The following is a 24,978-nucleotide window of genomic DNA, read 5'->3' as shown; positions in this document are numbered from 1 at the left end:
TCCATCACGCGTCGTGGCAGAGTGTGTCGGCGACGGGATGATCGGATTGGGTTGTGGTTCAAGCTCATACAACACCGGAGGAAGTATGGCGTGTTCGGACGCAGTCGGTCCCGCGTTCTTCTCCGAGGTGAAATGAACCCGACTCTGTCGACCCTCTGTCGTGGCCCGTTGGCGAGCATTCTCGTGGAGCTGAGTTGGTTGCCGCACGTGCGGCTGCCCGAAAACCTTGTGTGACTGTCACATCGGCTACGGGCGTCTCGAGCCGCACGAGCGCTGACAGAAAAAATCCCCGGCCGAAAAGCGGCCGGGGATTTTTTCGATTCGTGGCAGAACTTACGGAACGTAGCGAACCGCGCCCTTGTCGGCGGACGTCGCCAGAGCGGCGTAGGCGCGCAGTGCTGTCGTCACGGTGCGCTGACGATCGACCGGCTGCCACGGGCGCTCCGAGGCCTCCATCTTCGCGCGTCGCTCGGCGAGGACGTCGTCGTCGACCAGGATCTCGAGCGTGCGCGAGGCGACGTCGATGCGAACCTGATCGCCGTTCTGGACGAGACCGATGATTCCGCCTGCGGCAGCCTCGGGGGAGATGTGACCGATGGACAGCCCGGAGGTTCCGCCCGAGAAACGACCGTCGGTGATCAGCGCGCATTCCTTGCCGAGGCCTGCGCCCTTGAGGAAAGCGGTGGGGTGCAGCATTTCCTGCATGCCCGGTCCGCCCTTTGGTCCTTCGTAACGCACGACCAGGACGTCGCCGGCCTTGATCTTCTTCTGCAGGATCACCGAGACGGCTTCTTCCTGCGACTCGACGACCAGAGCCGGGCCCTGGAACGAGAACAGTTCCTCGTCGATGCCGGCCGTCTTGAGGATTGCGCCGTCGACGGCGATGTTGCCGCGCAGGACGACCAGGCCGCCTTCCACGGTGTAGGCGTTCTCGACGTCGCGGATGCAGCCACCGGCAGCATCGGTGTCGAGGGCAGACCACCGGTTGTCCGTCGAGAACGGTTCGATGGTGCGCACGCCGCCGGGAGCAGCATGGAACAGTTCGATCGCTTCGTCTGTTGCCTTGCCGGAGCGGATGTCCCAGTCGTCGAGCCACTGGTCGAAGCTCTTGGTGTGCACGGTCGAGACGTCGGTTTCGAGGAGTCCGCCGCGGCGAAGCTCACCGAGCAGCGCCGGGATTCCCCCGGCGCGGTGGACGTCTTCCATGTGGTAGTCCGAGTTGGGGGAGACCTTGGACAGGCACGGCACCTTGCGGCTGATCGCGTCGATGGTGTCGAGGTCGAAGTCGACCTCGCCTTCCTGTGCCGCTGCCAGTGTGTGCAGGACGGTGTTGGTGGAACCGCCCATGGCGACGTCGAGAGCCATCGCGTTGCGGAACGCTGCCGGGGTCGCGATGTTGCGTGGCAGCACCGACTCGTCGCCGTCGCGGTAGTACTTGAGGGCAGCCTCGACCACGGTGGTGCCCGCACGAGAGAAGAGTGCGTGACGAGCCTTGTGAGTTGCCAGCGTGGAGCCGTTGCCCGGCAATGCGAGGCCGAGGGCCTCCGTCAGGCAGTTCATGGAATTGGCGGTGAACATTCCGGAGCAGGACCCGCATGTCGGGCACGCGCTGCGCTCGACCTCGTCGAGGCCCTCGTCGGACACGGCATCGTTGGCAGAGGCGGAGATCGCGGTGATGAGGTCGGTGGGGGCTTGGGCCACGCCGCCGACGACCACTGCCTTACCGGCCTCCATCGGACCGCCGGAGACGAAGACGGTCGGGATGTTGAGACGCATTGCAGCGTTGAGCATGCCGGGAGTGATCTTGTCGCAGTTGGAGATACACACCAGTGCGTCGGCTGTGTGGGCGTTTGCCATGTACTCGACCGAGTCGGCGATGATCTCGCGGCTCGGGAGCGAGTAGAGCATTCCGCCGTGGCCCATTGCGATGCCGTCGTCGACTGCGATGGTGTGGAACTCACGAGCGACGCCGCCGGCCGCACTGATGGCCTCGGCAACGATCTCGCCCACGTTCTTGAGATGCACGTGGCCGGGTACGAACTGGGTGTACGAGTTCGCTACGGCGACGATCGGCTTTCCGAAGTCGGAATCCGTCATTCCTGTGGCGCGCCACAGGGATCGGGCTCCGGCAGCATTACGTCCGATGGTGGTGGTGCGTGACCTCAACGGGGGCATGGGCGTGTTCCTTATGTGATCGTTGCTGGTCCACTCAAATAGAAGCGAGGGCCTTTCAACGCTACTCGCGTGCTACGGGCGCTTCTCTTCGGGCTGGTCCTGTGTGTTCTCGACGAGCTCGGATTCTGCTTCTGCTTCTGCAGCTGCTTCTTCCTCTTCGGCTTCCTTGGCGGCGAAGGCTTCTGCGGCGGATGCGTAGGGATCGGTGATGCGGCCACCGCTGGCGATCGCGATCTCGGGAAGCCTGACGAAGCTGACCGCAGGCAGGGTCACCTCGGTTCCGTCGGTGAGTTCCGCGCGCGCCCAACTCCGCTTCGGGAAGCGGAAACCCTTGACGTCGTCCCAGGCGAGGGTGCGCTTGGAGAACGTCGAGCGGACCTCGAGGCCGTCAGGGCTGACGGTGGTGCGCAGTCGCGCGACGAGATAGACGGCGATGATCGGAAGGATCAGCAACCAGCTGAAGGCGACGGGCCACCCGAAGATCGGGAAGCTGACCGCGAACAGAAGGAACGCGCACGCCATGTAAGCGAGCTGCGAAATGCGGATGACGTGCCGAAGTGGTTTCGGCGTGTGGGATGATTGAGCCGGTGGCACGGGCTGCTGCGAAGTTGACACCTCTACATCTTCGCATTGCAGCCGATGTATCTCAGATTCTGGGACGGTCGACTCACCAAGTTTGCCGTTCGCGACTAGCGCCTCTACTGTCGAGTGCGTGAAACAGAATGAGTTGCTCGTAATCGGCCGGCGCGTCGTCGCCTGAGTCGATTTTTCAACTCACCAGATAACGACGCGCCACCCTCGCTCAGCAGATGCTGACGGGGGTTTTTTGTTGCCCGGAGCCAGAATCAGAGGATTTCCCAGTGAGCGCACCAACAGCACGGCCTCAACCCACGCCGCGCAAGTCAGGGACACCGAGCCCGACAACCGCGGCTGCCGCAACCCAGACGGCCAACCGTCGCCAGCTTCCGCCTGAGCGGGTAACCGGCGCGCAGTCTGTGGTTCGAGCCCTCGAAGAGCTCGAGGTCGACACGGTATTCGGCATTCCCGGCGGTGCCGTGCTCCCGGTTTACGACCCACTCTTCGATTCGGTCAAGGTCCGCCACGTGCTCGTGCGCCACGAGCAGGGTGCAGGCCACGCTGCCACCGGTTACGCCCAGGCGACCGGCAAGGTCGGCGTCTGCATGGCCACCTCGGGTCCCGGTGCGACCAACCTGGTCACGCCGCTGGCCGACGCGCAGATGGACTCCGTTCCGATCGTCGCGATCACCGGGCAGGTGGCGCGCTCGCTGATCGGTACCGACGGCTTCCAGGAAGCCGATATCTCAGGCATCACGATGCCGGTCACCAAGCACAACTTCCTGATCACCGACGCGATCGACATCCCGCGCATCATGGCCGAGGCCTTCTACCTCGCGGCCAGCGGTCGCCCCGGCGCCGTCCTGGTCGATATCCCCAAGGACATCCTGCAGTCGCAGACCACGTTCTCGTGGCCGCCGGAGATGCGTCTGCCGGGCTACCGCCCGGTGACCAAGCCGCACGGCAAGCAGGTTCGTGAAGCTGCACGTCTGATCGCCGACGCCAAGTCGCCGGTTCTGTACGTCGGTGGCGGCGTCATCAAGTCCGACTCCTCGCCGGAGCTGCTCGAATTGGCCGAGCTGACCGGTATCCCCGTCGTCACCACGCTGATGGCCCGCGGCGCGTTCCCGGACAGCCACGACCTCAACTGCGGTATGCCGGGAATGCACGGCACCGTTGCCGCAGTCGCCGCTCTGCAGCGTAGCGATCTACTGATCACCCTCGGTGCGCGTTTCGACGACCGCGTCACCGGTCAGCTGAATTCCTTCGCGCCCGACGCCAAGGTCATCCATGCCGACATCGACCCGGCCGAGATCGGCAAGAACCGCTACGCGGACGTCCCGATCGTGGGCGACTGCAAAGAGGTCATCACCGAACTCATCGAGGCGATCCGTGCCGACATGGCCACGGGCACCACGTTCGACCTCACCGAGTGGTGGGCGTACCTGAATGACATCCGTCGTACGTACCCGCTGAGCTACGACCGTCCCACCGACGGTCAGCTGAGCCCGGAGTACGTGATCCAGACCGTCGGCAAGCTCGCCGGACCGGATGCCATCTACTGCGCCGGCGTCGGTCAGCACCAGATGTGGGCCGCGCAGTTCGTCGGCTACGAGAAGCCGCGCACGTGGCTCAACTCGGGCGGGCTCGGCACCATGGGGTACGCGGTTCCCGCAGCCATGGGCGCCAAGATGGGTATGCCCGACACCGAGGTGTGGGCGATCGACGGCGACGGCTGCTTCCAGATGACCAATCAGGAACTCGCAACCTGCGCACTCGAAGGTATTCCGATCAAGGTTGCCCTCATCAACAACGGCAACCTCGGCATGGTGCGCCAGTGGCAGACACTCTTCTATGAAGAGCGCTACTCCAACACCAACCTCGGAACGCACGGCGCCATCCGCATCCCGGACTTCGTGAAGCTCGCAGAAGCATTGGGCTGCCACGGAATTCGTGTCGAGCGTGAAGAAGATGTCGAAGCTGCGATCCGTGAGGCGCAGTCCATCAACGACAAGCCTGTCGTGATCGACTTCATCGTCACCGCCGACGCACAGGTGTGGCCGATGGTCGCTGCCGGAACGAGCAACGACGAAATCATGGCGGCCCGGGGCATCCGGCCGCTGTTCGACGACGACGAGGCAGTTGCCGAGCCCGCCGTCATCCACGAAGCCATGTCACGCGAGCAAGCCGGACCCGCCGCGGGCACAGGGGAGGATCAGAAGTGAGCACCAGTCACACCCTCAGTGTTCTCGTCGAGGACAAGCCAGGCGTGCTGGCTCGCGTCTCCGCACTTTTCTCCCGCCGCGGATTCAACATCGAATCCCTTGCGGTGGGCGGAACCGAGATCCCCGAGATCTCACGTATGACCATCGTCGTCACGGTCGACGAGTTCCCTCTCGAGCAGGTGACGAAGCAGCTCAACAAGCTGATCAACGTCATCAAGATCGTCGAGCAGGACGGTGAAGCATCCGTCGCTCGCGAGCTCGTGCTCATCAAGGTGCGCGCTGATGCAAGCGTGCGCACGCAGGTCATCGAAACGGTGAACCTGTTCCGCGCCAAGGTGATCGACGTCTCTCCGGAGTCCGTCACCATCGAGGCGACCGGTACTCGGTCCAAGCTGGATGCACTGCTGCGGATGCTTGATCCGTACGGTATCCGGGAGATCGTTCAGTCCGGGGTCGTGGCAGTCGGTCGAGGGCCGAAGTCGATCACGGCCACCCGCTAGTACTTTTAGACACGTAAAAATCCAAGGAGAGGTTGAGAACTGTGGCAGTCGAGATGTTCTACGACGACGATGCCGATCTGTCGATCATTCAGGGCCGCAAGGTTGCTGTGATCGGCTACGGAAGCCAGGGCCACGCCCATTCGCTGAGCCTGCGTGACTCGGGCGTCGATGTGCGCATCGGCCTCAAGGAAGGCTCGAAGTCGCGTGAGAAGGCTGAAGAGCAGGGGCTGACGGTCGGTACGCCGGCAGAGGTTTCCGAGTGGGCCGACGTCATCATGGTGCTCGCACCTGACACCGCTCAGGCGAGCATTTTCACCAATGACATCGAGCCGAACCTCAAGGACGGCGACGCGCTGTTCTTCGGTCACGGCCTGAACATTCACTTCGACCTGATCAAGGCTCCGGAGTTCGTCACCGTCGGCATGGTCGCCCCCAAGGGCCCCGGCCACCTGGTGCGTCGTCAGTTCGTCGACGGCAAGGGCGTTCCCGCGCTCATCGCCATCGACCAGGATCCCAAGGGTGAAGGCCAGGCTCTTGCTCTGTCCTATGCCAAGGGCATCGGCGGAACCCGCGCAGGCGTCATCAAGACCACGTTCAAGGAAGAGACCGAGACGGACCTCTTCGGCGAGCAGGCCGTGCTCTGCGGCGGCACCGAGGAACTGGTCAAGACCGGTTTCGAGGTCATGGTCGAGGCCGGCTACGCACCCGAGATGGCGTACTTCGAGGTTCTGCACGAGCTCAAGCTCATCGTCGACCTCATGTACGAGGGTGGCATCGCCCGCATGAACTACTCGGTGTCCGACACCGCTGAGTTCGGTGGATACCTCTCCGGCCCGCGCGTCATCGACGCCGACACCAAGGAGCGCATGAAGGCGATCCTGGCCGACATCCAGTCCGGCGAGTTCACCCGTCGTCTGGTTGCCAACGTCGAGAACGGCAACACCGAGCTCGAGGGCCTGCGCAAGGCCAACGCCGAGCACCCCATCGAGGTCACCGGCAAGAAGCTGCGCGACCTGATGAGCTGGGTCGATCGTCCGATCACCGAAACCGCGTAATTCGCAGTTTCACGCTCCACGTCTCCACTGGCCTGATGCCGCGCCGGTTCAATTACGTTGAACCAGCGCGGCATTGGGCCGGAGTCGTTTTCCGGGTCGTCTGAGTCCGGATTCATATTCCGTCGAGAATTTGCCCGCGAAAGTGTCCACTATGTGGTATTGCCTACCGCGTTGTGGATTCCAAGTGAGCGCGCACTAAACTATCGGTGGTTAAACCACCTTCACACCCACCTAATCAGGGAGTTTGCACGTGAGCCAGCCTGGCCGTCCCGTTGTTCTGATCGCCGACAAGCTCGCGCCGTCCACAGTCGAGGCGCTCGGTGACGGTGTGGAGGTGCGTTGGGTCGACGGACCCGACCGCCCGGCGCTGCTCGCCGCGGTACCCGAGGCCGACGCGATTCTCGTCCGTTCCGCCACTACCGTCGACGCCGAGGTTCTGGCTGCCGGCACCAAGCTGAAGATCATCGGCCGCGCCGGTGTCGGCCTGGACAACGTCGAGATCCCCGCAGCCACCGAGCGCGGCGTGATGGTCGTCAACGCACCGACCTCCAACATTCACTCCGCTGCCGAGCACGCTGTCGCGCTCCTCATGTCGACCGCTCGCCAGATTCCCGCAGCAGACAAGACTCTGCGTGAGAACACCTGGAAGCGAAGCAAGTTCAACGGTGTCGAGATCCTCGGCAAGACCGTCGGTGTCGTCGGACTCGGCCGCATCGGCCAGCTCTTCGCGCAGCGTCTCGCTGCGTTCGAGACCACGATCATCGCGTACGACCCCTACCTGCCCGCAGCGCGCGCAGCGCAGCTCGGCATCGAACTGGTCACCATCGACGAGCTCGTCGAGCGTGCCGACTTCATCTCCGTGCACCTGCCCAAGACCAAGGAAACGGCCGGCCTGATCAACGCCGAGCGCCTCGCCAAGGCCAAGGACGGCGTCATCATCGTCAACGCCGCTCGCGGTGGTCTGATCGACGAAGATGCGCTCTACGACGCACTCGTCTCCGGCAAGGTCCGAGGCGCCGGTCTCGACGTGTTCAGCACCGAGCCGTGCACCGATTCCAAGCTTTTCGAGCTCGACAACGTCGTTGTCACCCCGCACCTCGGAGCATCGACGTCCGAGGCTCAGGACCGCGCAGGTATCGACGTGGCCAAGAGTGTTCTCCTCGCTCTGGCAGGCGAATTCGTTCCCGAGGCTGTCAACGTCTCCGGCGGCCCCGTGGGCGAAGAAGTTGCTCCGTGGCTCGAGCTCGTCCGCAAGCTCGGTCTCCTCGCTGCGACGTTGTCGCCCGAAGCTGTGCAGACCGTGCAGGTTGTCGCCACCGGCGAGCTGTCTGCCGAAACCGTCGACATCCTCGGCCTGGCTGCACTGCGCGGCGTGTTCTCCGCCAGCAGCGATGAGGCCGTCACGTTCGTCAACGCTCCGGCACTGGCCGAGCAGCGCGGCGTGACCGTGTCGGTCGAGAAGCACTCGGAGGCTCTTGCCCACCGCAGCGCGGTCGAGGTGCGTGCAGTTGCCGCCGACGGCACGGTCACGTCGGTCACGGGCGCACTCACCGGTCTGCAGCAGGTCGAGAAGATCGTCAACATCAACGGACGCAGCTTCGACCTGCGCGCCGAGGGCCACAACATCGTCGTTCACTACAGCGATCGCCCGGGCGTTCTCGGTGTCCTCGGTACCGTCCTCGGAAACGCGGGCGTCGACATCCTCGCAGCAGCACTGAGCCAGGATGCCGAAGGCGAAGGCGCAACTGTCATCTTGCGCGTCGATCGCGTCGTCGGTGACGCCGAGGTCGAGGCAATCGTCTCGCAGCTCGACGCTCGCGTCGCCCAGGTCGACCTTTCCTGATTTGTTTTTGCTGTGCGCCTTTATCAACCGCCCGCCGTTGATAAAGGCGCACAGTTCTACTGAGATGAGGACTCCATGAAGCTTGCGGTCATTCCGGGTGACGGAATCGGCGTCGAGGTCACTGCCGAAGCGCTCAAGGTGCTCGGCAAGTTGGTTCCGGATCTGGAAACCACCGAATACGATCTCGGTGCCCGTCGCTACAACGCCACCGGCGAGTTGCTCCCGGCGGACGAGCTGGACCAGATTCGTCAGCACGACGCAATCCTGTTGGGCGCCATCGGTGATCCGCGGATCGTCGCACCCGGCATCCTCGAGCGTGGTCTGCTGCTGAACATGCGCTTCCAGCTCGATCATCACGTGAATCTTCGCCCCGCACAGCTGTATCCGGGTGCGCTGTCGCCGTTGGCGGCGCAGCCGGAGATCGACTTCGTCGTGGTTCGTGAAGGCACCGAGGGTCCGTACACCGGAAACGGTGGAGCGATCCGCGTCGGCACCGATCACGAGATCGCAACCGAGGTGTCGATCAATACCTGGTTCGGTGCCGAGCGCGTGGTGCGTTACGCATTTGCCTTGGCGCAGACCCGGTCCAAGCACCTCACCTTGATTCACAAGACCAACGTGCTCTCCAACGCGGGCGCAATCTGGACGCGTGCAATCGAGACCGTCGGTGCCGAGTTCCCGAACGTAGAAACCGCGTACTGCCACATCGACGCGGCCACGATCTACATGGTCACCGACCCGTCGCGCTTCGACGTGATCGTCACGGACAACCTCTTCGGTGACATCATCACCGACCTCGCCGGCGCCGTAACCGGTGGCATCGGTTTGGCCGCAAGCGGAAACATCGATGCCTCGGGTACCAACCCGTCGATGTTCGAGCCCGTTCACGGCAGTGCTCCGGACATCGCCGGCAAGGGAATCGCTGATCCCACCGCCGCGATCCTCTCGGCCGCACTGCTTCTTCGCCATCTCGGACGCGAGGACGACGCCGCTCGGGTAGAGGCTGTGGTCGCTGCCGACCTGGCTACCCGCGGCGAAGGTCCCATCTCCACAACGGAGATCGGCGACCGGATCACTGCAGCGCTGTAAGGAATTCTTTCACGAGACTGACGCGCGTGAGCCTTTCGGCTTGCGCGCGTCAGTCGTTTCCGGCACCCCGATAGACTGGCCGGCATGCGTCTTGGTCGAATTGCCAGTCCCGATGGTGTTGCGTTCGTCAGTATCGAAGGTGAAGAGGATGCCCTCGTCGCCAAGGAAATTGCGGAGCACCCGTTCGGGAACCCCACATTTACCGGCCGAAGTTGGCCGCTCGCCGATGTCCGTCTGCTGGCTCCGATTCTCGCCAGCAAGGTGATCTGCATCGGCAAGAATTATGCAGATCACATCGCGGAGATGGGCGGAGAGGCTCCCGCGGACCCCGTGATCTTCCTCAAGCCCAACACGTCCATAGTTGGCCCGGGTGCCCCGATCGTCTTGCCTCCCACCTCGAACGAGGTGCACTTCGAGGGTGAACTCGCGGTCGTCATCGGTCAACCGTGCAAGGACGTTCCGGCGGCGAAGGCGTTGAGCGTGGTCCTCGGTTACACGATCGCCAACGACGTGTCGGCGCGAGATCATCAGCGTCACGACGGGCAGTGGACGCGCGCGAAGGGCCACGACACTTTCTGCCCACTCGGCCCCTGGATCGAAACCAGTCTGGATGCGTCCGACGTCGACATCAAGACCGAGGTGAACGGTCAGGTCAAGCAGGACAGCAGCACGGCTTTTCTCCTCCACGACATTCCGAAGATCATCGAGTGGATCTCGGCGGTGATGACTCTCTTGCCTGGCGACGTCATCCTCACCGGCACCCCCGCCGGAGTAGGCCCGATCGTCGACGGCGATTCCGTGTCGGTCACGGTCTCGGGGATCGGCACGCTCACGAACCCGGTGACCGCCAAGAGCTGATCCTGACCCGGTTCGTTCAGTCACGCGACTACGGAGGCCCCATCCAACCGGATGGGGCCTCCGTCGTGGTGTGAGGTCGAGAGGTGTCTGTCGCAGAAAAGTTGCAAGATGGTAACTATCGCCAGTGGATTGATCGGGATTGCCAACCGACTCGAAGAAATCAGGCTCCGGGACTGACCTGCGGGTTTCATGACCCAGGCGAAGCTTCGCCTCTGATCCTCCTGGCGTTATGTCGGATTTGGCCAGGTTGGGAGAGTTCGCCCCACGGTTTGCTGTCGCGGCCCGTAACAGACCAAATTCCCTGAAATGTAACGCTGAGCAGTAGGGTGACCGATAACTGGATAGAAGCCGATGGGGCAATCGAGTGGATTGCGCAGAAACGTGGTGATACATGACGACCTTCGCGGAAGCCTCCCGGACAGCGGCAGGGCAAGCGCGGAACGGGCAGCGGCCGGTGTGGCGAGACAAGAAGCGCTACCTGTGGCCACTGGGTTTGCTGGTTCCTCTCAGCCCGTTCGCTGCGTGGTTCCTGGTCGACAAATTCAGTCTCGGGCTCTTCTGGGCCATCGGGGCGTGGCTGATCGTCATCGTCATTCCCCTGATCGATCTCCTGGCGGGCGAGGACGGTAACAGCCCACCGGACGAAGCGATCCCTGAATTGCAAGAGGATCGTTTCTACCGCTGGTGCACGTACTTGTTCCTGCCCCTCCAATACGTCGGGCTGGTGTTCGTCGCGTGGTGTTGGGTGAACGCGCCGATGGCGGCGGGGGAGAAGTTCGCGCTCGCGATGACTGCCGGCGTGGTTGCCGGTGTGGGGATCAACGCGGCGCATGAATTGGGGCACAAGAGTGAGAAGCTCGAGAAGTGGCTCGCGAAAGTAGCGCTCGCGCAGTCCTTCTACGGCCATTTCTACGTCGAACACAACCATGGACACCACGTCCGCGTCGCGACGCCGGAGGATCCGGCCAGCTCACGGTACAAGGAAAACTTCTGGTTCTTCTTGCCTCGCAGCGTCATCGGCGGCCTGCGCTCGGGATGGCGGATCGAAAGCGCTCGTCTGAGACGTCAGGGGAGACGGACGTGGAGTTACCGCAACAACATCCTGAACGCGTGGGCGATGAGTGTGGTTCTGTTCGGCAGTCTGATCGCCGCGTTCGGCTGGGAAATTGCGCCGTGGCTCGCCGTTCAGGCAATTGCAGGCTTCACGTTCCTCGAGACCGCCAACTATCTCGAGCACTACGGCTTGCTACGTGCGAAGCGGCCTGACGGCTCGTACGTCCGGTGCTCGCCCGAGGACAGCTGGAACAGCGACCACGTCGTCAGCAATCTGTTCCTCTATCAACTTCAGCGTCACAGCGACCATCACGCGAATCCGCGTCTGCGGTACCAGAGCCTGCGAAGTGCGGCCGAAGCGCCGCAACTTCCAGCGGGTTACGCAGTCATGATCGTCTGCGCGTGGGTGCCGCCGCTGTGGCGAAAGGTCATGGACAAGCGACTGCTGGCCTACTACGACGGCGACATGACACGCATCAACGTCCTGCCGGGTAAGTGATCGGCCGGATGGAGGAAGGGCTGCCGGACTAACCTGTAGTACGACCATCCATCATCGCCGAGCCAAGTGAGCCATGACCAACAGCGAAGTACGCGTCCGTTTCTGTCCGTCACCCACCGGAACCCCGCACGTGGGTTTGGTGCGCACCGCCTTGTTCAACTGGGCATTCGCACGACACCACGGCGGCACATTCGTGTTCCGTATCGAAGACACCGATGCGCAGCGCGACAGTGAAGAGTCCTACCAGGCCATCCTCGACGCCCTCCGCTGGTTGGGGCTCAATTGGGACGAAGGCCCGGAGGTCGGTGGGCCGCACGCACCGTATCGCCAGTCCGAGCGTCGCGACCTGCATCTCGACGTTGTTGCCAAGTTGCTGGCCGCGGGCGAGGCCTACGAGTCCTACTCGACCAACGAGGAGGTCGAAGCGCGACACATGGCGGCCGGACGCGATCCGAAGCTCGGATACGACAACTTCGATCGCGAGCTCAGCGACGAGCAGCGCGCTGCCTACATCGCCGAGGGGCGCAAGCCCGTCGTCCGCCTCCGGATGCCCGATCACGATCTGACCTGGAACGACCTGGTGCGGGGCGAGACCACGTTCAAGGCAGGCACCGTTCCGGACTTCGCGCTGACTCGCGGCAACGGCATTCCGCTGTACACCTTGGTCAACCCGGTCGACGACGCGTTGATGAAGATCACCCATGTACTGCGCGGCGAAGATCTGCTGTCCTCGACTCCGCGTCAGCTCGCGTTGTACGAGGCATTGATTCGTATCGGTGTCGCCGATTTCACACCGTCGTTCGGGCACTTGCCTTTCGTGATGGGTCAGGGCAACAAGAAGCTTTCCAAGCGCGATCCCGAGTCCAACCTCTTCATCCACCGCGATCGGGGCTTCATTCCCGAGGGATTGCTGAACTACTTGGCTCTGCTCGGGTGGAGCATCGCCGACGATCACGATGTCTTCTCGCTCGACGAGATGGTTGCGGCCTTCGACGTCTCCAAGGTCAACTCCAATCCTGCCCGCTTCGACCAGAAGAAGGCCGACGCGATCAATGCCGAGCACATTCGTCTGCTCGAGCCGGCCGACTTCGCCGGTCGTCTGAAGTCGTTCCTGGTGGAGCACGGACATATCGGCGCCGATGTCGACGAAGCGACGTTCACTGTTGCGGCGGACCTCGTGCAGACGCGCATCGTCGTCCTGTCCGACGCGTGGGATCTGCTGAAATTCCTGTTCGTCGACGAGGCGTCGTTTGCTCTCGATCCGGCCGCGGCGGCAAAGAACCTGAAGGAAGATGCCGGTCCGGTTCTGGACGCGTCTCTTGCGGCGCTCGATGCCATCTCAGAGTGGTCGGCGGCCAGTATCGAGGAAGCACTCAAGAAGGCCCTCATCGAGGATCTGGAGCTCAAACCGCGTAAGGCCTTCGCTCCGGTTCGGGTCGCGATCACGGGCTCTCACATCAGCCCTCCGCTGTACGAGTCGATGGAATTGCTCGGTCGTGAGGTCTCGCTCGCTCGGTTGCGCGCCGGTAGGGCAGCGGTAACCGCCTAGATCGGACGGTCTTCCGGCCGAAAATGAAGCAAAAACCTCCTGTGACCATACGATTTGGTATTTGGGGCAGGGGTACTGGTAATCTTCTTTTCGGCCGGAGACGAGCCGCCGAGCACAACAGCGAAGCGGATCGGGCAAGGCTGGTGAGCAAGACCTTGGGGTATGGTGTAATTGGCAACACAGCGGTTTCTGGTACCGCCATTCTAGGTTCGAGTCCTGGTACCCCAGCGGAAATCCGGTCGATTTTGTGGCCGGACTCAGACAAGCTAAGCTTGCTGAGCATCCAAGAGCAAGGCTGAAATACCACGTTTAAAAGCGTGTCCTGGCCCCGTCGTCTAGCGGCCTAGGACGCCGCCCTCTCAAGGCGGTAGCGCGGGTTCGAATCCCGTCGGGGCTACAAAGGGAAGACCCTCCGATCATTGACCGGGGGGTCTTTTCGTATGTGCGGGAAATGTTTCCGGCGATGCGAAAAACGATCACCCCCAGTCGAATTCGACTGGGGGTGATCGTCATCTCACTCTGTTGTCCGCGATCGGTTATCCGCTCTTACGGCGGAACTCTCGCTTGTGATCGGCCGGGCCATGCGTGTTGTGGACCTTGGACTGTCCGTCGCGATGGTCGGTCGATTTGGCGTTCTGATGATTCTTCCGTTCGAGGGCCTCACGGAACTTTCGTTTGGTTTCCTCCGATTGGGATTCGGGTTCGGACGGGGTGTTGCTGTCGAGATCGCTCATATGCTCACTCCTTGTTGTTGGGCCTGTTGGTGAAACTACGCCGGCCCGAATTCGATTGCTCGTGATTTTTCCGCTCACGAATCTCAGGGCTGCGGCGGCGGTGCGGTAGAGCCGGAAAGAGGCATCGCAGGCATCCCGAGCTTGCGGTGATCCCACGAACGAGTTCGATCGGGAACGAACCGTACCGCGACGCGCTTGTGGAGCATCGCGTCGACGGCCGGGCGGAGATCGTCGGTGTACGGGCCCGTGTATCGCTCCCAGACGCTGATTCCTACAGCGAAGAGGGCTTCCGGATCTTCGACGATGACCCCGGTACCCTCCATCGAGACTCCTCGGAGCGTGTCGTACGTCTGACCGTCTTCGATCAGGACGGACATTCGGGCGTCCCGGCGAAGATTGACGGCCTTCTGCGACTTGGCTTTGGTCTCGAACCAGATTTCGCCGTCGACTATCGCGAACCACATCGCGATCAGGTGAGGCATTCCGTCGGCGCTCAACGTCGCCATCGTTGCCGTACGGCTCTTTTCGACGAAGCTCGAGATTTCGGCCTCGGTCATCGTGATCTGACTACGCTGCTTTCCTGCCATGGTCGCGTCGTACTCCTACGTGCTCGAGGATCTGAAGGCCTTACTGTGTCACGAATTACAGACGCTTGTGGAGCGCTTCGGCAGCTGCGAGAAGGTCCGCCGCCCAGCGGGCTCCCGGTCGTCTACCCATCCGATCGATGGGGCCGGAGACCGAAATCGCGGCAATGACAGCGCCTGCCGAGTCTCGGACGGGAGCCGCGACGCTGGCGACACCGGGCTCACGTTCGGCCGCGCTCTGTGCCCAGCCGCGCCGGCGAACCTCGAGGAGCACTCGTTCGCCGAAGGACGCATCGGCGAGGACGGTCCGTTGGGTTTGTGGATCTGCCCATGCGAGAAGGACCTTGGCGCCGGATCCGGCGTTCATCGGCAGTCGGGCTCCGACGAGCACCGTGTCACGCAGGCCCGTCGGTGGTTCCATCGACGCGACGCAGATGCGTTGTGTGCCTTCGCGACGGTACAGCTGGACGCTTTCGCCGGTGATTTCGCGAAGGCGGGGGAGGATGAGTCCGGCCGCAGCAATGAGTGGATCATTAGCGGTGGCAGCGAGTTCGGCGAGTCCGGGCCCTGGGCACCACTGACCGTCCGAGTCGCGAGTGAGGAGTCGATGGACTTCGAGACCGACGGCGAGTCTATGGGCGGTCGCGCGCGGCAAACCGGTTCGTGCACAGAGTTCGGTGAGGCTGCACGGTTCCTCAGCTACTGCATGAAGCACGCCCATTGCTTTGTCCAGGACGCCGATGCCGCTATGCTGTCTCATAGGTCGATACCAGTTTCTCGCATAGTGGGATGCTACCGCATTTCCTGTAGGGATAGCGCATTTCCTCGGGACAGTCTGCATCTGCTGTGAAGGCTGGGGACCTACTTCACGCGCGGCGGGCCAGCCCGTAGTCCGCCGACGCGAGGCTACGTACAGAGGTGGAAGACATGGCACAGAAAGCACGCACTCTCGCCGAGAAGGTGTGGGACGACCACGTTGTCGTGAAAGGGGAGGGGCAGGATCCCGACCTCATCTACATCGATCTCCACCTCGTTCACGAAGTGACGAGCCCCCAGGCATTCGACGGACTTCGCCTGGCGGGACGCCAGTTGCGCCGTCCCGACCTGACGATCGCCACCGAGGACCACAACGTTCCGACGATCGACATCGACAAGCCGATCGCAGATCCCGTGTCGAAGACTCAGGTCGACACCTTGCGCCGAAATTGCGAGGAGTTCGGAGTTCGCTTGCACCGCATGGGCGATCTCGACCAAGGCATCGTGCATGTGGTCGGACCGCAGCTCGGCCTGACGCAGCCCGGAACCACCGTGGTGTGCGGCGACAGTCATACGTCGACGCACGGCGCATTCGGTGCGCTCGCAATGGGAATCGGCACCAGCGAGGTCGAGCATGTGATGGCAACGCAGACATTGTCGTTGCGCCCCTTCAAGACCATGGCGATCACGGTCGACGGCGAGCTGCCTCCCGGTGTCACGAGCAAGGACTTGATCCTGGCAGTCATCGCCAAGATCGGCACCGGGGGCGGCCAGGGCTACGTACTGGAGTACCGCGGCGAGGCCATTCGCAAACTGTCGATGGAAGCTCGTATGACCATCTGCAACATGTCGATCGAGGCCGGAGCCCGTGCGGGCATGATCGCACCGGACGAGATCACTTACGAGTTCATCAAGGGCCGTCCGCATGCACCGTCGGGCGCAGAGTGGGACGAAGCCGTCGCCGCGTGGGAGTTGCTCAAGACCGACGAGGGCGCGGAATTCGACAACGAGGTTCACATCGACGCAAGCGCATTGACGCCTTTTGTCACGTGGGGAACCAATCCGGGACAGGGTGCGCCGCTCGGCGACCGTGTGCCTGATCCCGAACTGATCGTCGACGAGAGCGAGCGTCAGGCAGCCGAGAAGGCGCTCACCTACATGGGTCTCGACGCCGGTATGCCGCTTCGGGATGTTTCTGTCGACACCGTGTTCGTCGGTTCGTGCACCAACGGACGCATCGAAGACCTGCGCGCAGTGGCGGAGGTGCTCGAGGGTCGCCATGTGGCAGAGGGCGTTCGGATGCTCATCGTTCCCGGCTCGATGCGGGTGCGGGCTCAAGCCGAAAGCGAAGGTCTCGGTGAAATCTTCACAGCGGCAGGGGCTGAATGGCGCCAGGCCGGTTGCTCGATGTGCTTGGGAATGAACCCTGACCAGCTTGCTCCCGGCGAGCGTTCGGCATCGACGTCCAACCGGAATTTCGAAGGCCGACAGGGTAAAGGCGGCCGGACTCATCTGGTTTCCCCGCTCGTCGCGGCTGCCACGGCGGTCCGCGGAACGCTCTCGGCACCGGCCGATCTGGTCTGACCCACTTACCATCTCGAGGAGAATTTCGATGGAATCCTTTACCACGCACAAGGGTATCGGCGTCCCGCTGCGACGCTCGAATGTCGATACCGACCAGATCATCCCTGCCGTGTACCTGAAACGGGTGACGCGCACCGGATTCGAGGACGGGCTGTTTGCAGGCTGGCGTACCGACCCCAACTTCATTCTCAATCTGGCTCCGTACGACAAGGGAAGTGTCCTCGTGGCCGGTCCCGATTTCGGCACGGGCTCTTCGCGTGAGCATGCCGTGTGGGCTCTCTCCGACTTCGGATTTCGGGTCGTCATCGCTTCCCGGTTCGCCGACATCTTCCGCGGAAACGCCGGAAAAGCCGGTCTCGTAGCGGCACAGGTCGAGCAGAGCGACGTCGAATTGCTCTGGAAGTTGCTCGAAGAGCAGCCCGGACTGGAATTGACAGTAGATCTCGAGAATCGGACCGTCAGCGCCGGAACTACGGTGGTGCCGTTCAATATTGACGACTACACACGGTGGCGTCTGCTGGAGGGTCTCGACGACATCGGACTGACATTGCGGCAGGTAGACGCGATTTCCGAGTTCGAAAAGTCAAGGCCTTCATGGAAACCGACTACCCTTCCAGCCCGAATTTCGCAGGGCTGAACCGAAATCCGCAACTCCGCGCGGGAAGAGAAATAGGTCACCATTTCGCAGTCACGTTGAATGAGAATTGGCGTGGCACATAGACTCTTGCCGTTATCAGGTTTACCGTGGTTCTCAGTCGGTCCGACGGTGGACCACAATTAGCGGAGGAATTTCAATGAACAAGGCAGAGCTCATCGATGTTCTGACTGAAAAGCTGGGTTCGGACAGGCGCACAGCGACCGACGCAGTGGAGCACGTCGTGGACACCATCGTCCGCGCCGTCCACCGTGGCGAGAGCGTGACCATCACCGGCTTCGGAGTCTTCGAGCAGCGTCGTCGTGCAGCACGTGTTGCACGCAACCCGCGTACGGGCGAGACCGTCAAGGTCAAGCCGACGTCGGTTCCGGCTTTCCGTCCGGGTGCGCAGTTCAAGGCTGTTATCGCTGGTGGACAGAAGCTTCCGGCCACCGGCCCGGCAGTCAAGCGTGGCGTAGCAGCACCGGCCACCAAGGCTGCAGCCAAGAAGGCTGCTGCCAAGAAGACCGCAGCCAAGAAGGCTCCGGCCAAGAAGGCTCCGGCCAAGACCGCAGCCAAGAAGACGGTTGCCACCAAGGCTCCCGCCAAGAAGGCTCCGGCCAAGACCGCAGCCAAGAAGACGGTTGCCACCAAGGCTCCCGCCAAGAAGGCTCCGGCCAAGACCGCAGCCAAGGCTCCGGCCAAGAAGGCTCCGGCCAAGAAGGCCCCCGCCAAGACCGCAGCCAAGAAGGCTCCGGCCAAGAAGGCTCCGGCCAAGCGCGCAAAGTAGTCGCGTTCGGGTGAAAAACCCGATGCAGTAAGACAAAGAGGTGCAGCCGCGGATCAGATCCGCGGCTGCACCTCTTTTTTGCTGTCTGGGAGAAGTGTGAATTCTCCTGTGTTTCAGTGCTTTGCAAAACTACCGAATCGAGCTGGGTGTCGGTTGGTCCAAATCCCTCAGGAGTTGGCGACTTTGGGGAGCGGGCTGTCGAGGTGATCCGCGGCTACCAGACGGCCGTCGAGGAACGAGAGCACCCAAGTGCTCGCCTTACGGTTGCGCGCCGAGGGCAGTGTTACACCGGCCGTATCAGCCCACCAGCGCATCAAATCGGGGATGACGCCTCCTTGGCTGCAGATTACGGGAGTGCCCTCCAGCGCGGCGATCTGCAGCGCACGCGCCCTGGCGGCGTCGGGATCGGCCTCGTAACCTTCTTCGGTCAGAAGAGGTTCCGTCGAAATCTCTACACCCAATGCCTCCGCCAATGGCATCACAGTGTCGATGCAGCGCGTACGGTCAGCCGCGAAAACCGAATCGGCTCCGAAGATTTTCAGCTGTTCGACCAAGGCGGCGGATTGCTCTTTGCCCTTGGCGTCGAGTGGACGCACATTGTCGTCGCCCTTGTATCGCTTACGGCTTCCAGCTTTTGCGTGGCGGACGAGTAATACCGTTTTCGTGTCAGGCCGAAGGGAAACGAAGCGGCGAAGAATCATTCGATCCATCGGGTAGGAAAGATGATCGGCTACCTCGGTGACCGGAAGCCAATAGAGAACATCCACTTCGCTATTCGGCCCGAAATCTCCGTCCACTGCTTCGGCCGACCAGTATTCGACCCGTTTGAGTTTGCGATGTCCCGGGATCGGGTACGTCACGCCACCGAGGTGCCTTCCGAAACGTCCGGTGATCGAGGTCTCTTCGCGGACCTCGCGAACTGCTGCGGTCAAGAAGGTCTCGCCGGGATCGAGCTTTCCTTTGGGGAATGACCAGTCGTCGTACTTCGGTCGATGTACGACGGCGATCTCGATGGCGGAAGGATCCTGAGGAGCCTTCCGCCACAGAACCGCGCCTGCGGCAAAGATGTTGGCTTTGACCGGCTTGTCGCTCATTGTGTGATCCGAGCCCGTCAAGACCCGCTGGCGGTGCGGCTGCGCATCAACGACTGTTGATGCTCACGTACGTCCTCACCGCGTTCGGGGGCAGCGACCCAACTCCCGTCCGGATGCAGTACCCAGCAGCGAGTTCGGGGATCGAGCGCGGAGTCGAAGATGTCACCGAGTTGCTTCGACAGTTTCGGGTCCTTGACCTGCACCATGACCTCGACGCGGCGATCGAGGTTGCGGTGCATCATGTCTGCGCTGCCGATCCAGAATTCGTCGGCCGAGCGGAAATGGAACATTCGCGAGTGTTCGAGGAAGCGTCCGAGAATGGAACGTACTTCGATGTTTTCGCTGAGGCCGGGAACGCCCGGCTTGAGCGCGCAGATTCCGCGAACCACGATCTCGACGGGGATACCGGCCTTGGACGCGCGGTACAACGCGTCGATGACCTGCTCGTCGACCAATGCGTTGGCCTTCAAGCGGATACCGGCATCGCGGCCTGCGAGCTTGTGCGCGATCTCGTTGTCGATCCGCTCGATGATCCCGCGGCGAACCCCGTACGGCGCTACGAGAAGGTTGCGGTAGCTCGTCTTTCGGGAGTATCCGGTCAGCGAGTTGAAGAGGTCGGTGAGGTCTGCACCGATCTCCGGTGCTGCGGTGAGCAATCCGACGTCCTCGTACATGCGCGCGGTCTTCGGGTTGTAGTTGCCCGTGCCGATGTGGCAGTAACGACGAATGGTCGAGCCCTCTCGTCTGACGACGAGGCACGTCTTGCAGTGAGTCTTGAGACCGACGAGACCGTAGACGACGTGAACGCCGGCCTGCTCGAGTTTGCGTGCCCACTTGATGTTGGCCTGCTCGTCGAAGCGGGCCTTGATCTCCACCAGCGCGACAACCTGCTTGCCCGCTTCGGCGGCGTCGATCAGTGCATTGACGATGGGGGAGTCGCCGGAAGTGCGGTACAGGGTCTGCTTGATCGCGAGCACCTGCGGGTCGGCGGCGGCCTGTTCGATGAAGCGTTGAACGCTTGTGGAAAACGAGTCGTATGGGTGGTGGACGAGCACGTCGCCTTCGCGCAGGGTCGAGAACACGCTCTTCGGAGTCTCGCGTTCACCGAACGCCGGATGCGTCGCCGGGACGAACGGAGCGTCTTTGAGAGCGGGGCGGTCGACGGCGTAAACCTGCCAGAGGCAGGACAAGTCGAGGAGACCGGAAACCTCGATCACGTCGGCCGGATCGACGTCGAGTTCACGCAGAAGCAGTTCGAGCATGTGCTCGGTCATGTCGTCGGCAACTTCGAGGCGAACGGGTGAACCGAAACGACGACGCGCCAATTCACGTTCGAGTGCCTGCAGCAGATCCTCGTCCCGATCTTCTTCGACCTCGAAATCGGCGTTGCGTGTGATTCGGAAAGCGTGATGTTCGACGATTTCCATTCCGGGGAACAGCACGTCCAGATGAGCCGAAATCAGTTCTTCCATCGGGAGGAAAGAATCGATGGTGGACGAAGATGTCGTGCTCTTGACTCGCACGAACCGGCCGACGTTGTCGGGAACCTTGACGCGAGCGAAGTGTTCGCCGCGGGTGACGGAGTCCTTCACTGTCACGGCGAGGTTGAGGCTCAGTCCGCTGATGTAGGGGAACGGGTGGGCGTGATCGACTGCCAACGGCGTCAGTACCGGGAAGACCTGCTCGTGGAAATGCGCCGAGAGCCGGCCGTGATCGTCGGCACTGAGGTCGGCCCATCGAACAATTGAAATGCCTTCTGCCGCCAGGGCAGGGCGGACCGAGTCGAGAAACACGTGTGCGTGCTTGTCAGCGAGTTCCTGGGTGCGACGCGCGATGAGCGCCAATTGTTCGCGTGGGGAGAGGCCGTCGGCGGACCTGACCGACAGTCCCGTCTCGTCGCGGCGCTTGAGTCCGGCGACCCGGACCATGAAAAATTCGTCGAGATTGGAAGCGAAGATGGCGAGGAACTTTGCGCGTTCGAGCAACGGCAGTGACTCGTCGGCAGCCAATGCGAGAACACGGGCATTGAAATCGAGCCAGCTGAGTTCGCGGTTGAGGTAACGATCCTCGGGAAGTCCGACGAGCAATTCGGGTAGCTCTGCCTTGGTAGCTGCAGGGGGAGCGCCCGGGATGTTGGTGGCGACCGCGACGGCCTGAGATCGCGGCGAGGTGGCCGCGCCGTTCTCGTGCCGGCCGGAGATGTGGTCTCCGTCCGACTGGTCTTCGGAAATACGGTTTTCGAGTGCTTCGCCATTGCTCACTCGTCGATCATCCCCCACAATCGCGCGGTCCGACAATCGATGAAAGAAAATTCATCGACTGTTCGACGGCGTGGCCTTGAGTCTGGTCAACGAAGCCGATGTCGCGGGGCCTACTCCCAGTGCTCGCACAGTGCCGAGATCGGCATGGGTGTCGACGTCGGTGCGCAGTCCCGGCCATTGGCCGTTGAGTGGACGAGCACCTGAATTGGCATGTCCAAGTGCGGATTCCGGCCCGAACCGAGGGTCGAGCGCGCTTTCGCCGCACGCAAACAATGCGGAAGTGCCGGTGCCGTGGTGATCGACGACGACTGAACGTCCGCCGCTTCGGGCCGCGGCCACGGCCTCCGTCAGTTCGCTCGGTTGCATGGCGGGCAAGTCGGCTTGCAGCACAACGAGGTCGACCACTCCGCGCTTGGCTCGGATATCGGCGGCCGCTGCACTCAACGCCGCGTTGAGGGTTTCCTCCGTGCGCGGTGTTGCGCCGTTGGTTCGGGCGCCGTCGGGAGCTGGATCGGCGTAGACCGTCACGCCGACGGAATATGCAAGGGCGGCAACGGTGGGGTCTGGGGTGACCACTGTGACGCTGTCGATGGCCGAGACGGCTGCAACTGTGGCGAGGGTGTCGTGAAGCATGGCCAACACGAGGTCTGCACGCGCGTCCGAGTCGAGTTCGCCCGCGAGGCGGGACTTGGCCGATCTCAAGGACTTGACGGCCACTATCGCATGCATGGGGCGTTCGATCTCCGTGCGCGCATGCGGTGTCTCCACGGCGTGTGGGTACGGGGGTTCCGCGCTGTCCATCCCTCGATCTTGCCAGTCATCACGCTCGGTGTCCGCGGCTGCCCACCGCAGTGCACCACAGGCGATACTCTGTGCAGACGATTTTTCTGGCGGCGACCCGCTTCGCCGGGTAGACGGGGTGAGCGTGTGAGTAAGGCAGCTGTATTGGGCGCAGGTTCGTGGGGAACGGCGTTGGCGAAGGTGATGGCCGAGGCCGGAACCGACGTGACGATGTGGGCCAGGCGTGAAGAGGTCGCGAAGCGCATCGACACCACGCACGAGAACAGCGACTATCTGCCAGGCATTGCTTTGCCTTCGTCGATTCGCGCGACCCACCACCACGAGGAGGCGATGGCAGGTGCTGACTTCATCGTGCTGGCGGTTCCCTCGCAGTCGCTACGAGCAAACCTGGAGCAGTGGAAAGGCTCGATCGGACCCGATGCGACTCTGCTGAGTCTGGCCAAGGGAATCGAGACCGGGACGCTCATGCGCATGAGCCAGGTCATCGTGTCGGTGACCGGCGTGGAACCGGGGCGCGTCGCGGTGCTCTCGGGCCCGAACCTTGCACACGAGATCGCCGGCGGGCAGCCCGCGGCGACGGTGATCGCCTGTTCGGATTCCTCGCGTGCCCTCGCTCTCCAGGATGCTTGTGCTACCGGCTATTTCAGGCCGTACACCAACTCCGACGTCATCGGATGCGAGATCGGTGGTGCGTGTAAGAACGTGATCGCGCTGGCCTGCGGCATGGCCGCCGGCAGTGGATTCGGCGACAACACGGTTGCCAGCATCATCACCCGTGGGCTCGCCGAGACGATTCGTCTCGGCGTTGCGCTCGGCGCCAAGGCGTCGACTCTTGCAGGCTTGGCGGGCGTCGGTGACCTGGTAGCGACCTGCACGTCCGAGTTGTCGCGAAACCGGACGTTCGGAGAGCGGCTCGGACGAGGCGGGTCGATGGAGTCGGCACAGAAGGCAACCAACGGTCAGGTCGCCGAGGGCGTGAAGTCGTGCACGTCGGTACGCGCACTCGCTGCCGGATACGACGTGGAGATGCCGTTGACCGACGCGGTCCACCGGGTGTGCCACGAAGGCATGGCCGTCAGCGATGCGATCGGTCAGTTGCTCGGACGCCGGACGAAGCCGGAATGAGTGAAATCGGTGTGGGTCGCTTCGAGGATTACGGGGATTCGACGCGCAGCGTGAGCGCCGTCGCGCGCGAACACGCCGCGGGTCAGCCCATGCAACTGGGCCCGATATTCGCTGCGCCGTACCAACTTTCGGCGGACGAAGGTTCCGAGTCCGATACCTATGCACGTGCATCGAACCCGGGTTGGCGCGGACTCGAATCCGCGCTCGCGGCGCTCGAGAGAGCGGACCACGCCCTCGTCATGGGATCGGGGATGTCCGCGATCACCGCTACCTTGCGCAGCGTCCTCGTCGCGGGGGATACCGTCGTCGTGCCCTCGGACGGGTATTACCAAGTGCGGTTGTACGCGAACGAGCGCCTCGCGCCGTTGGGAATCACCGTTCGCGAGGTTTCGACTCTGCAGATGGGCGACGCGAGCTTCGTAGATCTGCTCGACGCGTCACCGGGCCGCGTGGTCGTCGTCGCCGAGACGCCGTCCAACCCGGTGCTGGACGTGGTCGACCTTCGCGTGCTCGCCGACGTGTGCCACCGTTCGGGTGCGCTGCTGATCGTCGACAACACGACCGCGACACCGCTGGGTCAGCGCCCGCTCGAATTGGGTGCCGACGTCGTGGTGGCCAGCGGTACCAAGGCTCTCAGCGGGCACAGTGACCTCCTGATGGGTTACGTCGCCACCTCCGATACGGCGGTGAGTCGGCAAATCGAGCGTGAGCGACTTCTCTCGGGAACGGTGCTCGGCCCCTTCGAGACGTGGCTTGCGCACCGGAGTCTCGGCACGGCAGGCCTGCGATTCGGGCGTCAGTGCGACAACGCGCTGGCGCTTGCCGAGATGTTGGTGGATCACAAAGCAGTCCGGTCCGTTCGTTACCCCGGCCTTCGCGGTGACCCGTCCTATGCAACGGCATCCGGTCAGATGAATCGATTCGGTGGATTGGTGAGCGTCGAGTTGGATTCGGCTCAGGCATTCCACTCGTTCGTCGAAGCGAGCGCTCTCGTCACGGCTGCTACCAGCTTCGGCGGGATCCACACGACGGCGGATCGCCGTGCGCGCTGGGGCGATCCGGTCAGTGCGGGGTTTGCCCGAATCGCTTGTGGCATCGAGGACACCGCCGATCTCCTGGCCGACATCGAGCGCGCACTCGACGCGTAAACGGGCCGGGTCGACGAAATCGGTCCGGCCCGATCGCGTGCCGCA

At 62.8% G+C, this 24,978-nt stretch carries 21 protein-coding genes and 2 tRNA genes; 15 read left to right on the top strand and 8 right to left on the bottom strand.

The genetic code is table 11. The features are described 5' to 3' along the window. Positions 1 to 333 precede the first annotated feature (333 nt). Both ilvD and ABH939_RS07945 read right to left on the bottom strand, forming a co-directional pair. Positions 334 to 2,175 carry a dihydroxy-acid dehydratase gene (gene ilvD / locus ABH939_RS07950; RefSeq protein ID WP_404649535.1) on the bottom strand — a complete coding sequence of 614 codons (1,842 nt, stop codon included), beginning with the start codon at positions 2,173 to 2,175 and terminating at the stop codon, positions 334 to 336. 72 nt (positions 2,176 to 2,247) lie between these two features. Next, positions 2,248 to 2,769 (bottom strand): PH domain-containing protein, encoded by a 522-nt coding sequence (locus ABH939_RS07945; RefSeq protein ID WP_039973093.1) that lies wholly within the window; start codon positions 2,767 to 2,769, stop codon positions 2,248 to 2,250. A 266-nt stretch (positions 2,770 to 3,035) separates the two neighbouring features. Between ABH939_RS07945 and ABH939_RS07940 the strand changes: the two genes are divergently transcribed. From ABH939_RS07940 to ABH939_RS07895, 10 genes are all read left to right on the top strand, one after another. Next, a complete protein-coding gene (locus tag ABH939_RS07940; protein ID WP_030535411.1) occupies positions 3,036 to 4,976 on the top strand; it encodes an acetolactate synthase large subunit in 1,941 nt (646 codons plus the stop codon). Further along, the gene (gene ilvN, locus ABH939_RS07935; protein WP_003944718.1) at positions 4,973 to 5,476 is read left to right on the top strand and encodes an acetolactate synthase small subunit; all 504 of its coding nucleotides are present in this window, start codon (positions 4,973 to 4,975) and stop codon (positions 5,474 to 5,476) included. The genes ABH939_RS07940 and ilvN overlap by 4 nt, the downstream gene beginning before the upstream one ends. Positions 5,477 to 5,529: 53 nt before the next feature. Then, entirely contained in the window at positions 5,530 to 6,531 is a 1,002-nt protein-coding gene (ilvC, locus tag ABH939_RS07930; protein ID WP_030535412.1) for a ketol-acid reductoisomerase, read from the top strand. 250 nt (positions 6,532 to 6,781) lie between these two features. Next, the gene (gene serA / locus ABH939_RS07925) at positions 6,782 to 8,374 is read left to right on the top strand and encodes a phosphoglycerate dehydrogenase (RefSeq protein ID WP_003944758.1); all 1,593 of its coding nucleotides are present in this window, start codon (positions 6,782 to 6,784) and stop codon (positions 8,372 to 8,374) included. Between the two features lie 75 nt (positions 8,375 to 8,449). Beyond that, a complete protein-coding gene (locus ABH939_RS07920) occupies positions 8,450 to 9,463 on the top strand; it encodes a 3-isopropylmalate dehydrogenase (protein WP_404649534.1) in 1,014 nt (337 codons plus the stop codon). Between the two features lie 84 nt (positions 9,464 to 9,547). Next, a complete protein-coding gene (locus ABH939_RS07915; RefSeq protein ID WP_003944722.1) occupies positions 9,548 to 10,321 on the top strand; it encodes a fumarylacetoacetate hydrolase family protein in 774 nt (257 codons plus the stop codon). 391 nt (positions 10,322 to 10,712) lie between these two features. Next, positions 10,713 to 11,873: an alkane 1-monooxygenase gene (locus ABH939_RS07910; RefSeq protein WP_030535413.1), complete on the top strand. Its 1,161-nt coding sequence runs from the start codon at positions 10,713 to 10,715 to the stop codon at positions 11,871 to 11,873. A gap of 73 nt (positions 11,874 to 11,946) precedes the next feature. Beyond that, positions 11,947 to 13,422: a glutamate--tRNA ligase gene (gltX, locus tag ABH939_RS07905; RefSeq protein ID WP_404649533.1), complete on the top strand. Its 1,476-nt coding sequence runs from the start codon at positions 11,947 to 11,949 to the stop codon at positions 13,420 to 13,422. 156 nt (positions 13,423 to 13,578) lie between these two features. Continuing rightward, positions 13,579 to 13,650, top strand: a tRNA-Gln gene (locus tag ABH939_RS07900). A 96-nt stretch (positions 13,651 to 13,746) separates the two neighbouring features. Next, a tRNA-Glu gene (locus ABH939_RS07895) sits at positions 13,747 to 13,819 on the top strand. 139 nt (positions 13,820 to 13,958) lie between these two features. On the opposite strand, the gene ABH939_RS07890 is transcribed toward ABH939_RS07895, so the two are convergent. The 3 genes from ABH939_RS07890 to ABH939_RS07880 form a co-directional block, all read right to left on the bottom strand. Further along, on the bottom strand, positions 13,959 to 14,156 hold the full coding sequence (locus ABH939_RS07890) for a DUF5302 domain-containing protein (protein WP_007729345.1): 198 nt from the start codon (positions 14,154 to 14,156) through the stop codon (positions 13,959 to 13,961). Between the two features lie 83 nt (positions 14,157 to 14,239). After that, a complete protein-coding gene (locus tag ABH939_RS07885) occupies positions 14,240 to 14,743 on the bottom strand; it encodes a pyridoxamine 5'-phosphate oxidase family protein (protein ID WP_003944740.1) in 504 nt (167 codons plus the stop codon). 55 nt (positions 14,744 to 14,798) lie between these two features. Beyond that, positions 14,799 to 15,500, bottom strand: coding sequence for an IclR family transcriptional regulator (locus tag ABH939_RS07880; protein WP_007729342.1), 702 nt, complete (start codon positions 15,498 to 15,500; stop codon positions 14,799 to 14,801). 158 nt (positions 15,501 to 15,658) lie between these two features. Here ABH939_RS07880 and leuC point away from each other — a divergent pair, with 158 nt between their 5' ends. From leuC to ABH939_RS07865, 3 genes are all read left to right on the top strand, one after another. Continuing rightward, positions 15,659 to 17,080, top strand: coding sequence for a 3-isopropylmalate dehydratase large subunit (gene leuC / locus ABH939_RS07875; protein WP_210378338.1), 1,422 nt, complete (start codon positions 15,659 to 15,661; stop codon positions 17,078 to 17,080). A gap of 28 nt (positions 17,081 to 17,108) precedes the next feature. Then, on the top strand, positions 17,109 to 17,717 hold the full coding sequence (gene leuD / locus ABH939_RS07870) for a 3-isopropylmalate dehydratase small subunit (RefSeq protein WP_003944724.1): 609 nt from the start codon (positions 17,109 to 17,111) through the stop codon (positions 17,715 to 17,717). Between the two features lie 157 nt (positions 17,718 to 17,874). Next, positions 17,875 to 18,504: an HU family DNA-binding protein gene (locus ABH939_RS07865; protein ID WP_234551337.1), complete on the top strand. Its 630-nt coding sequence runs from the start codon at positions 17,875 to 17,877 to the stop codon at positions 18,502 to 18,504. 167 nt (positions 18,505 to 18,671) lie between these two features. Here ABH939_RS07865 and ABH939_RS07860 read toward each other — a convergent pair whose 3' ends face one another. Genes ABH939_RS07860 through cofC form a run of 3 tightly spaced genes read right to left on the bottom strand, consistent with a single transcriptional unit; the run spans position 18,672 to position 22,660 of the window. Beyond that, a complete protein-coding gene (locus ABH939_RS07860; protein ID WP_007729338.1) occupies positions 18,672 to 19,598 on the bottom strand; it encodes a bifunctional NUDIX hydrolase/histidine phosphatase family protein in 927 nt (308 codons plus the stop codon). A 17-nt stretch (positions 19,599 to 19,615) separates the two neighbouring features. After that, complete coding sequence (locus tag ABH939_RS07855; protein WP_404649532.1) at positions 19,616 to 21,859, bottom strand: RNA degradosome polyphosphate kinase; 2,244 nt, start codon at positions 21,857 to 21,859, stop codon at positions 19,616 to 19,618. Between the two features lie 51 nt (positions 21,860 to 21,910). Beyond that, on the bottom strand, positions 21,911 to 22,660 hold the full coding sequence (gene cofC, locus ABH939_RS07850; RefSeq protein WP_080552786.1) for a 2-phospho-L-lactate guanylyltransferase: 750 nt from the start codon (positions 22,658 to 22,660) through the stop codon (positions 21,911 to 21,913). A 126-nt stretch (positions 22,661 to 22,786) separates the two neighbouring features. On the opposite strand from cofC, the gene ABH939_RS07845 reads away from it, so the two are divergent. Together ABH939_RS07845 and ABH939_RS07840 are read left to right on the top strand one after the other, a co-directional pair. Further along, positions 22,787 to 23,785: an NAD(P)H-dependent glycerol-3-phosphate dehydrogenase gene (locus ABH939_RS07845; RefSeq protein ID WP_030535420.1), complete on the top strand. Its 999-nt coding sequence runs from the start codon at positions 22,787 to 22,789 to the stop codon at positions 23,783 to 23,785. Next, on the top strand, positions 23,782 to 24,933 hold the full coding sequence (locus tag ABH939_RS07840) for a cystathionine gamma-lyase (protein WP_042450839.1): 1,152 nt from the start codon (positions 23,782 to 23,784) through the stop codon (positions 24,931 to 24,933). Before ABH939_RS07845 ends, ABH939_RS07840 begins: the two co-directional genes overlap by 4 nt. Positions 24,934 to 24,978 lie beyond the last annotated feature (45 nt).

The organism is Rhodococcus sp. 27YEA6 (genome assembly GCF_044908235.1).
GTDB classification, from domain to species: domain Bacteria; phylum Actinomycetota; class Actinomycetes; order Mycobacteriales; family Mycobacteriaceae; genus Rhodococcus_F; species Rhodococcus_F qingshengii.
Note: the sequence above shows the minus strand (reverse complement) of the source record. Positions and strands in the feature narration are given on the sequence as shown.